15 protein-coding genes are annotated in these 14880 nt (G+C 68.5%); 13 read left to right on the top strand and 2 right to left on the bottom strand.

Features of this window, described 5'->3' with window-relative positions:
- Positions 1 to 13: 13 nt before the first annotated feature.
- On the top strand, positions 14 to 1039 hold the full coding sequence (locus tag HNR51_RS06485; RefSeq protein WP_182554362.1) for a WcbI family polysaccharide biosynthesis putative acetyltransferase: 1026 nt from the start codon (positions 14 to 16) through the stop codon (positions 1037 to 1039).
- 21 nt (positions 1040 to 1060) lie between these two features.
- Here the strand turns inward: HNR51_RS06485 and HNR51_RS06480 are convergent, their stop codons facing one another.
- Entirely contained in the window at positions 1061 to 1474 is a 414-nt protein-coding gene (locus tag HNR51_RS06480) for a response regulator (protein WP_182554361.1), read from the bottom strand.
- Between the two features lie 102 nt (positions 1475 to 1576).
- Between HNR51_RS06480 and HNR51_RS06475 the strand changes: the two genes are divergently transcribed.
- From HNR51_RS06475 to HNR51_RS06425, 11 genes are all read left to right on the top strand, one after another.
- A complete protein-coding gene (locus tag HNR51_RS06475; RefSeq protein WP_012457078.1) occupies positions 1577 to 1936 on the top strand; it encodes an Hpt domain-containing protein in 360 nt (119 codons plus the stop codon).
- A gap of 377 nt (positions 1937 to 2313) precedes the next feature.
- Positions 2314 to 2826 carry a peptidoglycan-associated lipoprotein Pal gene (gene pal / locus HNR51_RS06470; RefSeq protein ID WP_012457077.1) on the top strand — a complete coding sequence of 171 codons (513 nt, stop codon included), beginning with the start codon at positions 2314 to 2316 and terminating at the stop codon, positions 2824 to 2826.
- Between the two features lie 174 nt (positions 2827 to 3000).
- Positions 3001 to 4020: a tol-pal system protein YbgF gene (ybgF, locus tag HNR51_RS06465; RefSeq protein WP_182554360.1), complete on the top strand. Its 1020-nt coding sequence runs from the start codon at positions 3001 to 3003 to the stop codon at positions 4018 to 4020.
- Positions 4017 to 5045: a tRNA lysidine(34) synthetase TilS gene (gene tilS / locus HNR51_RS06460; protein ID WP_182554359.1), complete on the top strand. Its 1029-nt coding sequence runs from the start codon at positions 4017 to 4019 to the stop codon at positions 5043 to 5045. Before ybgF ends, tilS begins: the two co-directional genes overlap by 4 nt.
- A 137-nt stretch (positions 5046 to 5182) precedes the next feature.
- Complete coding sequence (gene ftsH, locus HNR51_RS06455; protein WP_012457074.1) at positions 5183 to 7111, top strand: ATP-dependent zinc metalloprotease FtsH; 1929 nt, start codon at positions 5183 to 5185, stop codon at positions 7109 to 7111.
- Positions 7112 to 7228: 117 nt separating this feature from the next.
- On the top strand, positions 7229 to 7978 hold the full coding sequence (locus HNR51_RS06450) for a sulfite exporter TauE/SafE family protein (RefSeq protein WP_182554358.1): 750 nt from the start codon (positions 7229 to 7231) through the stop codon (positions 7976 to 7978).
- Positions 7979 to 8122: 144 nt separating this feature from the next.
- On the top strand, positions 8123 to 9463 hold the full coding sequence (gene glmM, locus HNR51_RS06445) for a phosphoglucosamine mutase (protein ID WP_182554357.1): 1341 nt from the start codon (positions 8123 to 8125) through the stop codon (positions 9461 to 9463).
- 230 nt (positions 9464 to 9693) lie between these two features.
- Positions 9694 to 10560, top strand: a complete 867-nt coding sequence (locus HNR51_RS06440; RefSeq protein ID WP_182554356.1) for an outer membrane protein — start codon at positions 9694 to 9696, stop codon at positions 10558 to 10560.
- A 177-nt stretch (positions 10561 to 10737) separates the two neighbouring features.
- Positions 10738 to 11598, top strand: a complete 861-nt coding sequence (locus HNR51_RS06435) for an outer membrane protein (protein WP_182554355.1) — start codon at positions 10738 to 10740, stop codon at positions 11596 to 11598.
- Positions 11599 to 11801: 203 nt separating this feature from the next.
- A complete protein-coding gene (locus tag HNR51_RS06430; protein ID WP_012457069.1) occupies positions 11802 to 12701 on the top strand; it encodes an outer membrane protein in 900 nt (299 codons plus the stop codon).
- A 26-nt stretch (positions 12702 to 12727) separates the two neighbouring features.
- Positions 12728 to 13021, top strand: coding sequence for a hypothetical protein (locus HNR51_RS06425; RefSeq protein WP_182554354.1), 294 nt, complete (start codon positions 12728 to 12730; stop codon positions 13019 to 13021).
- 119 nt (positions 13022 to 13140) lie between these two features.
- Here HNR51_RS06425 and HNR51_RS06420 read toward each other — a convergent pair whose 3' ends face one another.
- Positions 13141 to 14271 carry a DUF8359 domain-containing protein gene (locus HNR51_RS06420; protein WP_182554353.1) on the bottom strand — a complete coding sequence of 377 codons (1131 nt, stop codon included), beginning with the start codon at positions 14269 to 14271 and terminating at the stop codon, positions 13141 to 13143.
- A gap of 246 nt (positions 14272 to 14517) precedes the next feature.
- Between HNR51_RS06420 and HNR51_RS06415 the strand changes: the two genes are divergently transcribed.
- Positions 14518 to 14871, top strand: a complete 354-nt coding sequence (locus HNR51_RS06415; RefSeq protein ID WP_182554352.1) for a hypothetical protein — start codon at positions 14518 to 14520, stop codon at positions 14869 to 14871.
- The last annotated feature ends 9 nt before the right edge of the window (positions 14872 to 14880 follow it).

Below are 14880 nucleotides of genomic sequence, written 5' to 3'. Positions count from 1 at the left end.
GAGGCCGCGCCGTTTGGCCCCGCTCCCCGCCCTTTTCAAGCCGATCGCCCCGGCCGTCCAGGCCGTCACGGCGCGGGCGTTCTCCGCCCGATCCTGGGCGAGACCGTGGCGGCGCTCCGCCGGGCACCCGCGCATCGCCGTCATCGGCAACTGCCAGGCGACCGGCGTGGCGCAGGCCCTACGCCTGCTGCTGCCCGGCGCCGAGGTCGAGACGATCCTCGTCGCCGGCCTCGACCGTCGGTTCGGGCATATCGACCGGCTCGCGCGCCATCTGAGCGGCGCCGACCATGTCTTCTCGCACTTCTTCCCCGAGGGCTTTATCGCGGGGGGCAACGTCCACGGCCTGGCCGAGCGCGTCCCCGGCCTCCGGCTGTTTCCGACGATCCTGTTCTCCGGCTTCCATCCCGATCTCGTCCATGTCGGCGACGAGGCGAGCCTCCGGCTGTCGCGGCTCGTCGCCTCGCCGATCGGCCCGTATCATTCGGCGGTCGCGCTCGCGGGCTTCCGTCGCGGCTTGAGCGTCGAGGCGACCCTGCGGCTCTATACCGGCCCCGTCTTCGAACAGCTCGGCTATTTCGATCTGTGGCAGGCGAGCGCCGACTACCTGCTGCGCACTGCCCGCGACGTCGGCTTCGGCCTCGAGTGGGAATTCGCGCTGTGGTGCCGCGGCGGCGTCTTCATGCATGTCATCAACCACCCGCGGCTTCCCGTGCTGGGCGACATCGCCCGCCGCCTCGCCCGCGAGGCGGGCTGCACGCCGCTCGACCTCCCGGTCGAGCGCTACGCGCCCGACACGCTGGCCGCCGAGCCGGTCTGGCCGGTCCTGCCGGGGATCGCCGAGCGGTACGGGGTGGCGGGCTCGACCCTGTTCAAGGGGGATGGCCGCCGCACCCCGCCGCGCCTGCTCGATCTGGCCGACTTCGTGGCCGAGAGTTTTGCCCTGTACGCCCGGCACCGGCCCGCGGATCTCACCTGCACCCGGGTCGAGAGCTGGGAGGCGATACCCGGGATCCGCGCCCTCTTCGACGGGGCGGCGTAGGGCGATCCGGTGTCAGCCGCGTCAGCCGGTGACGCGATGCCCGCCATCCGCGGCGAGGGACGCCTTGGCGTGGGAGGCGACGATCGCGCTCGCCAGTTCCGCGATCTCCCGCGCGTGAAAGGGCTTGCGGATGAAGAGGCTGCCCGGAACCGACCGGCCCTCGATCTGCGCCACCGTCGAGGCATAGATGACGGGACGCCGCGGATGACGGTCGCGAAAGGCGGCGGCCACGACCCAGCCGTCGATCAGGCCCGGCAGGAGGATATCGGTCAAAAGCCAATCGATGGCCTCGCCCCCGTCCCGCAGCGTCGTCAGCGCGGCCTCGCCGCTGGAGGCTGTCAGCACGCGCATGCCCTCCCGCTCGCACAGCCGCGTCAGCATCTCCAACAACAGGTAATTGTCTTCGACGATGAGCACGGTCGGGGCGGAGAGCATGGCCCTTATCCAGTTGAGCGTGCGCGCATCACACGGCCGAACGGTTAATGATACATTAACTCGAAGACGGCATAGCAAGCTTTCACAAAGCTGGGCAACGGAATGAATGAGCTGGCTGCCGCTGAACCCGGCTTCACCCCGTCGGCCGTCTTCGATGCCGACGCCCTGACCGAGCTGGAGGGGCTGTTCGGACGCCCCCGCCTCATGGATTTGCTCGGGGTCCTCGACCGGGAGATCGTGCTTCGTCTCGATCCGCCCGCCGACGAATCGGCGCAGCTCGCCCGCGACGCCCACGTGCTCGTCTCGTCCAGCGGCGCGCTCGCCTTCGGCGATCTGTCGAGTGCCTGTTCGGCGCTTGAGCAGGCGTGCCTGCGGGGAGGGGACATCGCGGCGCAGCTCGGGACCGCCGTTCACGCCGCCCGCCATGCGCGCCTCGCGATCGCGACCCTGCGCGGCGTCTGACGCAGCACCTGTTGCGCTAGGGCAACATCGAAGAGCAAAGCGGTGCCGTCTCGGCCGGCGCCGCCGACGCGCCGCATTCTTCGGCAGAACACTGCCATCACGAAGCGGTCGAGCTTGCGCCGAGGCCGGTCGCCTCACTCGCGGCAGGGCGCTGCCGCTCCGTTTCGCGAACGGACAGTGGTGCGGGCGCTTTCGTGAGAGACACTTAACCATCCGCGATTAGACCATTCGGAACCAGTACGCCTTCGGCCGCCGCGGATCCGCATGCGGTGATCGGGGCGCATCCAACAGGACGTCGGAACCGCCCGCGATCGCCAGACGATCGGAGTGGGCGCCGGCAGGACAACCGGCACGGCCCGGCCGTGAGGAGAGAGACGATGTCGACACCCGCGCGCTTCCGTGGGCTATCCCTGACCCTGGCCCTCTGCGCCGCACTCGGACTCGGCGCCTGCAGCAAGGACAGCGATCTCGCCGACGCATCCGGCTTCGGCGCCAACGGCGCCGGGGGCGTGGCACGTCCCGGCAGCGCCCAGGACTTCGTGGTGAATGTGGGCGACCGGGTGTTCTTCGAATCCGACTCGACCGACCTGACCCCGACCGCGACCGCCACCCTCGACAAGCAGGCGTCGTGGCTCCAACGCTACCCGCGCTACAGCTTCCTCATCGAGGGGCATGCCGACGAGCGCGGCACCCGCGAGTACAACTATTCCCTGGGTGCGCGCCGCGCCCAGACCGTGCAGGACTATCTCGCCTCCCGCGGCATCTCCGCCTCGCGGATGCGGACCGTGTCCTACGGCAAGGAGCGTCCGGTTGCGGTGTGCAACGACATCTCCTGCTGGTCGCAGAACCGCCGCGCCGTCAGCGTGCTGGACGGCGGCGCCGGCTCCTGAGATCCGCGGGTCCGTCCGGTTTTGCGGCCGGCCGGGCCATCTGCTAACGGGTAGGCGTGCCGCACGGGGCTTCCGGCCGCCGCGCGTTGCCGTTCGGCGACGCCGGCACCGCGGGGGTCGCGTGACGGTCACGCAGACGGCCGCGAACCAAACGACTGATCGGTGCCAGCGACCATGCTTCGCCGCCTCCTCCTGAGCCTCGCCCTCTCGGTCTCGTCGGCCGCGTTCTGCACCGCGCAGGCGCAGGACGCATCCGAACTGGTGGTACGGCTCAACCGCCTCGAAAACGTCTCTCGGCAGCTGTCCGGACAGATCGAGACGCTGCAATACGAGAACCGGCAGCTCAAGGAACAGCTTCGGAAGTTCCAGGAGGATGTCGAGTTCCGCTTCCAGGAAGGGAAGGGGAGCGCGGCGGCGCCCGCTCGGAAGGCGCCGGCTCCCGCCGCCTCGCCACCCTCGGCCGCGCCTTACGGTACCAATCCCGGCGAGGGGCGGCCCGGCAAGCGCAGCGACGCGTTCGACCCCGAGCAGAACCCGACCGCGCCCGGCGCGCCGAAGCCGCTCGGCACGACGCAGCCGTCGCTGCCCCTGCCGACCGGCGCCCTTGCCGAGGCCGAGACGCCGCTGCGCCGCTCCGTTCCTCCGACGGTGGCGGAGGCCGATGCGGGCACGTCCGACGACATGGAGCTGCCGCCGCCCGGCCTCGGCGGACCGGTGGACCTCTCGCCGCCCCCAGCGCGCACCGGCTCGATCGGGCTGGTCGAGACGCCCGCCGCCGGCGCCAGCATCGCCGCCACCGGCAGCGGCGATGCGCAAGCGGATTTCGAGGCGGCCTATGCGCTGATCCGCGAGCGCCAGTACGAGCAGGCCGAGATGAGCCTGCGCCAGTTCATCCAGTCGCATCCCCGCGACCGGCTGGTGCCGAAGGCGACCTTCTGGCTCGGTGAAAGCTACCTCCAGCGCAATCGCTCGCGCGAGGCGGCCGAGCAATTCCTGAAGGTGTCCACCGACTTCGCCAACTCGCCGGTGGCCCCCGAGGCGATGCTGAAGCTCGGCGCCTCGCTGCACGCGCTCGGCGCCAAGGCTCAGGCCTGCGCCACCCTGGCCGAGGTCGAGCGGAAGTTTCCGAGCGCCGGCACGAGCGTCCGCCAGGGCGTCGAGCGGGAGCAGAAGCGCGCCCGCTGCGCCGCTTGAGCGAAAGATCCGCGTCCCTCGACGAACGGCTCGCCCACGCCCTCGCCCCGATTCTCGACCGGCCCGCGGTGACGGCCCTGCTCGCCGTCTCCGGCGGGCCCGATTCCACCGCGCTCATGCATGCAGCCGCCCGCTCAGGGCGCACCGGGCTCCGTGTCGCCACCGTGGACCATGCCCTTCGACCGGATTCGGCCGAAGAGGCGGCCGAGGTCGGGCGCCTCGCCGCGCGGCTGGGCCTCCCTCACGCGACCCTGACCTGGGACGTACCGCGGCGCGGCAGCCGGATCCAGTCGGAGGCCCGTGCCGCCCGCTACCAGCTTCTCGCCGATCATGCTGCCCGGATCGGCGCCGGCCTCGTCCTCACCGCCCACACCCTCGACGATCAGGCCGAGACCGTCCTGATGCGGCTCATCGCCGGCAGCGGACCCTCCGGCCTTGCCGGGATGCGGGTCGAGCGCCCCCTGGCGCCGGGCATACGGCTGGTACGGCCCTTTCTCGATCTCCCGAAGGCCGATCTCGTCGCCTATTGCGAGGCGCACCGGCTGCCGTTCCTGCGCGACCCGTCCAACGCGGACGAGCGCTTCGCCCGTTCCCGGCTGCGCCGCCTCCTGCCGCTGCTGGCGGAGGAAGGCCTGAGCGCGGCGCGGCTCGGACGCCTCGCCGCCCGCACCGCGCGGGACGACGCTGCCCTGACGCAGCGCGCCGCAATCGTGCTGTCCGAGATGTCCGAACCCGACGGCGACCGGCTTCGACTCGACGGCCGCAGGCTGTGCCGCGAACCGGAGGCGATCGTCCTCCGCGTCCTGGGTACGGCCCTCGATCGCATCGTGTCGGGCTTTGCCGAGCCCGTTCCGGAGCGTCTGGAACGGCTCGAAGCCCTGGCCTTCGAAGCGCTGCTGCCGGCTTTGGCCGAGGGGAGGGCGCTGCGCCGCACCCTGCGCGGCGTGCTGATCGAGACCGACGCGCAGGGCAGGATCCGCCTCGCCGCCGCCCCGCCGCGCGGGGCAGGCGGGCGCCGCCGCTAACGCTATAGGGTCGCCCTCGCCGCAGGCACCGCCGATTTACTTGGCAACCGAGGGACCGCCGCCTACATTGGCCCGGAGCGCGTGGGGTATGCCGCGACTTTGCGGGACGACGCTCGCACGCCTCCCAGGACCGATCGATGAACCCGAATTTCCGCAATTTCGCCCTGTGGGTCGTCATCTTCCTGCTGGTGCTCGCCCTTGTGACCCTGTTCCAGAACCCGGGTCACCGCGGCGGCGGCAGCGAGATCGCCTACAGCCAGCTCCTGAACGACGCCGATGCCGGCAAGATCCAGTCCGTCACGATCTCCGGTCAGGATGTCAGCGGCACCTATGTGGGCGGCGGCAACTTCTCGAGCTACGCGCCGAACGATCCGAGCCTCGTCTCGAAGCTCCAGAGCAAGGGCGTGCAGATCACGGCCCGCCCCCCCTCCGACAACACCCCCTGGTTCATCCAGCTTCTCGTGAGCTGGCTGCCGATCCTGGTCTTCATCGGCGCCTGGATCTTCCTCTCGCGCCAGATGCAGTCCGGCGCAGGCCGCGCCATGGGCTTCGGCAAGTCGAAGGCCAAGCTCCTGAACGAGGCGCATGGTCGCGTCTCCTTCGAGGACGTGGCCGGCGTCGAGGAGGCCAAGGAGGATCTGCAGGAGATCGTCGAATTCCTGCGCGATCCCCAGAAGTTCCAGCGGCTCGGCGGACGCATTCCCCGCGGCGTGCTGCTCGTCGGCCCGCCCGGCACGGGTAAGACCCTGATCGCCCGCGCGGTGGCCGGCGAGGCCAACGTGCCGTTCTTCACGATCTCCGGCTCGGACTTCGTCGAGATGTTCGTTGGCGTCGGCGCGAGCCGCGTGCGCGACATGTTCGAACAGGCCAAGAAGAACGCGCCCTGCATCATCTTCATCGACGAGATCGACGCGGTGGGTCGCCACCGCGGTGCCGGCCTCGGCGGTGGCAACGACGAGCGCGAGCAGACCCTCAACCAGCTCCTCGTGGAGATGGACGGGTTCGAGGCCAACGAAGGCGTCATCATCATCGCGGCGACGAACCGCCCCGACGTGCTCGACCCGGCGCTGCTGCGTCCCGGCCGCTTCGACCGCCAGATCATGGTGCCGAACCCGGACGTGACCGGCCGCGAGCGCATCCTGCGCGTCCATGTCCGCAAGGTGCCGCTGGCGCCGGACGTCGACCTCAAGACCATCGCCCGCGGCACCCCCGGCTTCTCGGGCGCGGACTTGATGAACCTCGTCAACGAATCGGCCCTGCTGGCGGCACGCCGCGGCAAGCGGATCGTGACGATGCATGAGTTCGAAGACGCCAAGGACAAGGTGATGATGGGCGCCGAGCGGCGCACCCTGGTCATGACCGAGGACGAGAAGCGCCTGACCGCCTACCACGAGGGCGGCCACGCCATCGTGGCCCTGAACGTCCCCGCGACCGACCCGGTCCACAAGGCGACGATCATCCCCCGTGGCCGGGCGCTCGGCATGGTCATGCAGCTGCCCGAGCGCGACAAGCTGTCGATGTCGTTCGAGCAGATGACCTCGCGTCTCGCGATCATGATGGGCGGGCGCATCGCCGAGGAGATGATCTTCGGACCCGAGAAGGTGACGTCGGGTGCGCAGTCCGACATCGAGCAGGCGACGCGGCTGGCCAAGATGATGGTCACCCGCTGGGGCTTCTCGCCGGAACTCGGCACGGTGGCCTACGGCGACAACAACGACGAGGTCTTCCTCGGCATGTCGATGGGCCGTCAGCAGACGGTCTCGGAGGCGACCGCGCAGAAGATCGACGCGGAGGTGCGCCGCCTCGTCGAGGCCGGCCTGGAGGAGGCACGCCGCATCCTTGCCGAGCACAAGGACGATCTCGAGGCGCTGGCGCAGGGACTCCTCGAATACGAGACCCTCTCCGGCGACGAGATCCGCAAGCTGCTCCAGGGCGAGCCGCCGGTGCGCGACTCGGGCGACGTGCCGCCGACCCCGGCCCGCGGTTCGCCCGTGCCCTCGACCGGCCGCGGCCGTCCCCGCGGCAGCGACGGCGGCCTCGAGCCGAGCCCGCAGCCGCAGGGCTGAGACATCATCGACCGAACGAAAAGAGGGGCGCCGCAAGGCGCCCCTTTTTCATGGAAGCGGGCTCGCGGCGAGGTTCCGGCCCACGCTCCCTCAAACCTGCCGATGGAACTGCCGATCATGACGGGTTCGGTCTACGTGATCGTCGGTCTCGGGGCTGCCTTGGCCGGTTTCGTTCAGGGATTGTCGGGTTTCGCCTTCGGCCTCGTCGCCATGTCGATCTGGGCATGGGTGATCGATCCGCAGCTGGCGGCGGCGCTCGCCGTCACCGGCGCCCTGGCCGGGCAGGTCATCGCCGCCGTTACCGTGCGTCGCGGCTTCGACGCCGGCCTGCTCGCGCCGTTCGTGCTCGGCGGACTCGCCGGCGTGCCGCTCGGAGTTCTTCTGCTGCCGCATCTCGACATGCACTGGTTCAAGACGATCCTCGGCGGCGTCCTCGTCCTGTGGTGTCCTGTGATGCTGCTGTCGAAGGATCTGCCGCGGATCACCGTCGGCGGCCGTATCGCCGACGCCGCGATCGGCCTCGGCGGCGGCGTGCTCGGCGGTCTCGGCGGGTTCACGGGAACGCTGCCTACGCTCTGGTGCACGCTGCGCGGCTACGACAGGGACGTTCAGCGGGCGGTGATCCAGAACTTCAATCTGTCCATGCTCGCCGTCACGCTTGTCATCTACATCGCCTCCGGTCTCGTCACCCGGAGCATGGTGCCGATGATCCTCGTGGTGCTGCCCGCCATGCTGGTCCCCGCCCTCCTCGGCAGCCGCGCCTATGTCGGACTGAGCGAGGCCGGCTTCCGCACACTCGTGCTCGGGCTTCTCACCGCCTCCGGTGTCGCCCTGCTGGTCTCGGCCGTGCCGGAACTGCTCGGTTAGCCGCCGAGCCCGCGGGGGCCGCCCCATTTCGACCGCCTTTGTCGCGGAGCAACCGATTCACGATATCCGAGATCCGCTCCGCCGGCTGGGTCTCGATCTGGTAAGATGGCCCCTGCGAGCCACGCCGAGCGCGGAGAAGCGACGTTGCGCAAACACTTCGGGACCGACGGCATCCGCGGACGGGCCAACGGCGTCATCACGCCGGAACTCGCCCTGAAGGTCGGGCAGGCCGCGGGCGTGATCTTCCAGCGCGGCGACCATCGCCATCGGGTCGTGATCGGCAAGGACACCCGGCTCTCGGGCTACATGATCGAGACGGCGCTGGTGGCCGGATTCACCTCCGTCGGCATGGATGTGCTGCTGCTCGGTCCGATGCCGACCCCCGCCGTCGCCATGCTGACCCGCTCGATGCGCGCCGATATCGGCGTGATGATCTCGGCCTCGCACAACCCGTTCGAGGATAACGGCATCAAGCTGTTCGGTCCCGATGGGTTCAAGCTCAACGACGAGCTGGAACTGGAGATCGAGAGCCTGATCGACGGCGACATGCGCCGCCGCCTCGCCGGATCGCGCGATCTCGGCCGCGCCAAGCGGATCGAGAGCGTGCATGCTCGCTATATCGAGTTCGCCAAACGCACGCTCCCGCGCCACGTCACCCTGGACGGCCTGCGCGTCGTCGTGGACTGCGCCAACGGCGCCGCCTACCGCGTCGCCCCGGAAACCCTCTGGGAACTCGGTGCCGAGGTGATCGCCATCGGCGTCGAGCCGGACGGGTTCAACATCAACCGGGATGTCGGCTCGACGGCCCCGGAGAGCCTCGTGCAGAAGGTGCGGGAACTGCGCGCCGATGTCGGGATCGCGCTGGACGGCGACGCCGACCGCGTGCTCATCGTGGACGAGAAGGGCCAAAAGGTCGACGGCGACCAGCTCATGGCGGCCGTCGCCCGCTCCTGGAAGGAGGACGAGCGCCTCACCCAGCCCGGCCTCGTCGCGACGATCATGTCGAATCTCGGCCTCGAGCGCTTCATCAACGGCCTCGGGCTCACGCTCGCCCGCACCGCCGTCGGCGACCGCTACGTGCTCGAACACATGCGCGAGCACGGCTACAACCTCGGCGGCGAGCAGTCCGGTCACATCATCATGTCGGACTACGCGACCACGGGCGACGGGCTCGTGGCCGCCCTGCAGCTCCTCAGCGTCGTGAAGCGCCGCAACCTGCCGGTGAGCGAGGTCTGCCACTGCTTCGAGCCGCTGCCGCAGATCCTCAAGAACGTGCGCTTCCGCTCCGGCGAGCCGCTGCGCGCCGAATCCGTCGTCACCGCCATCGCCCACGCCAAGGATCGCCTCGGCCAGTCGGGCCGCCTCGTGATCCGCCCCTCCGGCACCGAGCCGGTCATCCGGGTGATGGCCGAGGGCGACGACCACGCTCTCGTCGCCGAGGTGGTGGACGAGGTGGTGGACGCCGTCACCCGCGCGGCGGCCTGAGGCATCTTTTCCGGTGCCGCGTCGGGGCAGGCCGCCCCGGCACCACCTCTCGATACAACCGCACAATCGGCGATGGTACTGACTTCCCGGCAGCTTTCCCGGTCTCCGCAAGGGATCGGCAAGACTAATTGTTACCGTTAAGTTCGACTTAACCTTCCTCGATCATCCTTGCACTCGCATCTCGGGCCAGCCTGACCTTTCGGCGCGCTCGATGGGTGAAGGATATCTTAATGCGCCGCCGCTCCAGAATTCCCGCACTGGCGCGTTCCCTCACGCTCCTCGCGGGCGTCGGGATCCCCTGCCTTGCACAGGCCGCCGACCTTCTGCCGCCTCCGCCCCCCATGCCCGCGCCGCTGCCCGAACCGGACGTGTTCGCGGGCGGCTGGTATCTGCGCGTCGATGGCGGCTACGGCTCGCTCGACCTGCGCAAGAGCATCGCCGAGGACGTCTCGCACCCGCCCAAGCCGTACGATTACGCCGTGGTTCAGGACAAGGTGTCGAACCAGTACTTCATCGGCGGCGGTGTCGGTTATCAGATCAATCCCTGGCTGCGTGTCGATGCGACCGGCGAGTACCGCTTCCGCAGCAAGTGGAGCTTCGTGGCCGAGGACAAGACCTTCGGCGACACCGGCGGCTACAACGTCACCAGCGGCAAGTTCGACTCCATCGTCGGCCTCGCCAACGGCTATGTCGATCTCGGCACGTGGTACGGCGTGACGCCGTTCGTCGGCGCCGGTGTCGGTGTCGCCCACCACAGCTTCGGCGGCGTGACCGACAGCGGGTTCGGCGCCTATGAGGGCGGATACGGGATCGGCCGCCGCAACGAGCGGACGAACTTCGCCTGGGCGCTCCACGCCGGTCTCGGCTACGCTGTGACGGAGAACGTCCGGTTCGAAGCCGCCTACCGCTACCTGAATATGGGCGAGGCCACGACCGGCGTCGTCACCTGCGCCCCCGACTGCCCCAAGACCGTCTACCGCGTGAAGGATCTCGAAGCGCACGACGTCAAGGTCGGCCTGCGCTACCTGTTCGGCGCCCCGGTGGCCGTAGCGGCGGTCGATTACGCGCCGCCGCCTCCGCTGGTACGCAAGTACTGATTGCTCGAGAACTCCCGATACACCTCGACGGCGCGGACATTCTCCGCGCCGTTCCTGTTTTTCGACGCCGCACGATCTCGGCCGGTTAAGGTTAAGCCGTTCATAACCTTTATCGGAAAGAATACCGGTCAAACGAGAGGCGGGCATCGTGTCGCCGCATCTCCGATGAGGCTTCCCATGATCGCATCGCATCGTTCGGCGCTCGCGGCCACGCTCGCGACCGGCACGCTCCTCGGGCTCCTGGCCGGCAGCTGCGTGCTCCCGGGCCGTGCGGCCGCAGCGGATCTGCCTCCGCCGCCGCCCCCGCCGGTGGAGGCCGCACCGGTGGCCATCGGCAGCGGCTGGTACCTGCGCGGCGACTTCACCCAGAGCTGGTACGACCACCCGCGCGACGACGCCATTCCGGACCCGTCTGATCCGGGCATGCCGCCGCTGGTCGGCCTGCGGCTGAGTTCGGAATCCGGCTATGGCGGCGGCATCGGCTACCAGATCAATCCGTGGCTGCGTGTCGACGCCACCATCGACCAGCGCGGCGCCTCGTCCTTCCGCGGCTACTCCTCGCGCTCGGTATTCGAGACCGGCTACAACCTCGAGGCCGGCAAGGTCGATGTCCTGACCGGTCTCGTCAACGTCTACGCCGATATCGGCACGTGGTACGGCTTCACGCCCTATGTCGGCGCTGGCGTCGGCTTCGCCGACAAGCGCATGAGCCGCAACTACACCCAGACCACCTGCCTCATCGACGGCTGCGACGGGCTCGAGGGCACGGGGCCGCGCAACGCCGCCTTCCGCGCCAACCACTCGGTAACAACCTTCGCCTGGGCCCTGACGGCCGGTCTGTCCTACGATATCGGCGCCGGCTTCAGCCTCGATGCCGCCTATCGCTACATCAATCTCGGCAAGGTCCGCAGCGGCTTCGACGAGTATGGCGGCGCAACTCGCCTGAAGGATCTCGCGGCCAACGAATTCCGCGTCGGCCTGCGCTACCGCTTCGCCGACGGCCTGCTGCCGGCCGTCGCCCGGGGCTACGGCAACTGATCTGATCACACCTTCCCTTCGCATCGCCGCGGCGTCCAGGCTCTGCCCGGGCGCCGCTTTTTTCGTTCGTGCACCTCCGGTTCGCCGGATGTGAGCGCGAGACCAGTCCCCATCTTGGATCTGTACGGAAAATTAAGGTTACCGAAGTAAGACGAAAGGGTCAGCCCGGCGCAATTCCGGCCCGGTGCTTGAGGACGACGACGATGCGTTTCGCGACCCTGGCTCTCCTGACTTCCGTTCTGGCAACGCCCGTCCTCGCAGCCGATCTCGATTACGGCGTGCTGCGCGGCTCGGACGACGATTATCTTCCTCCGGCGCCGGTGGTCGATTGGAGCGGCTTCTATGTCGGCGGGCATGGCGGCTATTCGTCGGCGGCGCTCGGGTTCGGCAATGCGTTTCAGTCAATCGTCGCGAATGCACTTCGGTACACGGCCGCAGAAGAAGAGATGAAAGCATCTCAGTTTCTCGCAGCACGTGGAATCCACGCCAGCGGCACCAGCTACGGCGTCTACGCTGGCGTCAACTACCAGTTCGATGACGTCGTGGTGGGCCTTGAGGCTGATTACACATATTTCGGAAAAACTGGCGCGGCCTTCGATCAGATTACTCGCGTCATGACTACTGCGAACGGCTATCGTAATACAGTCGCACTGGCTGGCGAAGCGAGTACAGAAATCGAGGATTACGGGACGATCCGAGGTCGGATCGGATATGGATTTGGAAATTTTCTACCCTTTGTCACCGGCGGCCTCGCCGTTGGCCGAGCGGTCGTCAACGATACCGTCGCCATCCAGAATTACGCGTACGACGAAGCAGCCTACAAAGCCAATCAAACTGGTGGACCGACGACCTATGTCAATCATTTTGGCTATCAAATTTTCGATCAGAAGAGCCCTCCCGGCAGCATTCCCGACTACCCTACAGTTCATGGGATAACAAAGAAAGTAACCGTGACTGGCGTCGCTCTCGGCGGCGGCCTCGAATACGCCATCACGCCGAACTTCCTCCTGCGTGGCGAATATCAATACGTCCTCTTCAACGATTTCCAGGGTCATAAGGCCGAGCTGAACACCGTGCGCGGCGGCGCCGCGATCAAGTTCTGACGCAGCTCTGAAGCCTGAGGTTCACCATGCGCCGCCTGCTCTCGTTCGCCCTTGCGGCACTGACCGGCCTCGCCGCTGCGGGCTCGCAGGCGCAGGCGGGCGAGTATGGCCGGCGCCCCGTCGCACGTCATGCCGTCACGGCGCTGCCGCCGGAGATGCCCTACCGCGATCCGAGCCCGCGTTTCCGCGCGCCGCCACCAGTGGCGCGGTTCGCCGTCCGGGCCTACGTCCCGCGCCCCACCAACCAGCCGATGTTCAACGAGCCGCCTCAGCCGCTGCGGTGTGGCGCCCCTGATAAGGGCGTACCGAGCGGCTGCTAAGTCGTTGGTCCAGGGCTGGCGCGCACCGCATATCGGCGAGCCGTCACATCCCATAAGGCCGCGAAGTCCAGGGCTCCGCACCGCATAAGCGTGCGAACCCTGTGAAAGGCCGTGGCACGTCACCTGCCGAGGCGAACGGCCTCCCATTCCTCGCTGGCGTCCCACTCGTAGTCCCGGCATCGTTCGCCAACGGCGAGGGGGACTGAGAGGACGGCCAAGAGGTCGTGACGCGGGCGAGGCTCGTCCTGCATCAGGTCGAACGCCCGGCCGAGGGCCGCATCGGCGAGTTCGCGAGCGAAGTGATGCATGCCCAAAGGGGCATCGTTGAGTTGGCTCAGGCGTTCGAGAAGCTGGTCCAAGGCATGCCCGGTCGCGGGTTTCGGCCTGTAGGGCGCGGCATCCACGACCGCCGTGAACATCTCGTAGGCATGAAGAAGCGTGTGGCAGGCCTCGTCGCCCGACGGGACGTTCCCGAACGCCTCGACGCTACCCTCGGGGGCTTTCGGCTCCCCATCCTCGTCCGCGCTAGCGGTCCAACGCGAAGGACGGTTCGCACGCCCCCGTCGAACGAGCCGAGCCGCCAGCTCCTGGGCGACATCGAGGTGCATCGCGGGCACGAGCCCCAGGGACGGCGGTGCGCGTCCGCCGAAGTCCGGCACTACGAGCGCGATCCCGCCGTCGTACCCGTCGAGCCGAGGGCTCCAGCCGAGCGCCCACATCGGGAGGGCGGCACGCTTGTGCAGCACCCCGCCTATCTCCGCCAACTCCGCCGCTGCGAGGGCGACCACGGCCGCCCCTGCCTCCTCCCGGTTCCCACCCACGACGCGGTCGTGCCGCGGCAGGAATTCCGGGGTTTCGGGCGGCCACCATCCCAAGGCATCAGGCCCCTCGACGTATCGGGCACCGAGCCGGCGACCATACGGGTGGTCGATCCACCGACGGGTTCTGGGCGACATCGGAGGCTCGGCGAAGAACTCCTCAGCGTCGACGCGCTGCGGTGCGCCCTTGTCGTCGAGGACGGGACGCCAATTCAGGCCGCGCCAAGCGCGCCACGCCATGTCCTGCGGCTCCCCGTCCCGAGCCACCCTGACACCCTCGGCCCGCAGGACGACCGGGGCATCGGAGACGAGCACCACGGGTATCCTGGCGCTCGTCCACCCATAGACGGGTAGCCGATGGACCCGCCCGCCATGTCGACGGACCTCGGCCGTGTACGGGTACGGGACCTCGACGTCCTTCACGACCGACATGGGACGGCTCCGGCGGCGCTCCCCGCAGGCGAGCGCATTCCCGCAAGATTGCAGCTCCCCCGGGCTTGCCACAAGGAGAACCGCTGTCCGGGCGGACGACGGGCGCACCCCATAACAGCGCAACGTAATTCGGCGCCGCCCCCCATAAATACGTCACGTCGGAAGCGGCCACATCCCATAAGCGGGTTATGTTCCTGATGCTGCACCCCATATGACCGTCACGCCAACGGTTGGGATGACGGCCCGATGACCCCCGAGAAGTTCAAGTCCGATGTCCAGACCGCCTACAAGAAGGCGATCGCCAACAGGAACTCTTGGACCCACCACGACGAACACAACCGCATCTTCGACGGCATCACGGTGTTCGGCAGGGAGGCCGGCGTGGACCTGATCCAGTCGGTCATCGGGTCTATCGCCCGCGAGGCCGTCCAGGCCGCTGAGGCGAAGCGGAACGCGCTCACGCTGAGGCCCGGCAAAGTCGGCAAGGCAGCCCTAACCGGCATCGTGGAGACCTTGCGGGAGATGACGGGCTTGCCGGTCTCGGAAGGGAACGGGGTGATCACCATCGCCTGGGCGAAGGACGAGCCGGACCTGTACTGATTGGCGCCG

The organism is Methylorubrum thiocyanatum, from assembly GCA_014138645.1.
In the GTDB taxonomy this organism is placed as follows: Bacteria; Pseudomonadota; Alphaproteobacteria; order Rhizobiales; family Beijerinckiaceae; genus Methylobacterium; species Methylobacterium thiocyanatum.
The sequence above is the reverse complement of the archived record's forward strand: the minus strand, read 5'-3'. Positions and strand labels throughout refer to the sequence as shown.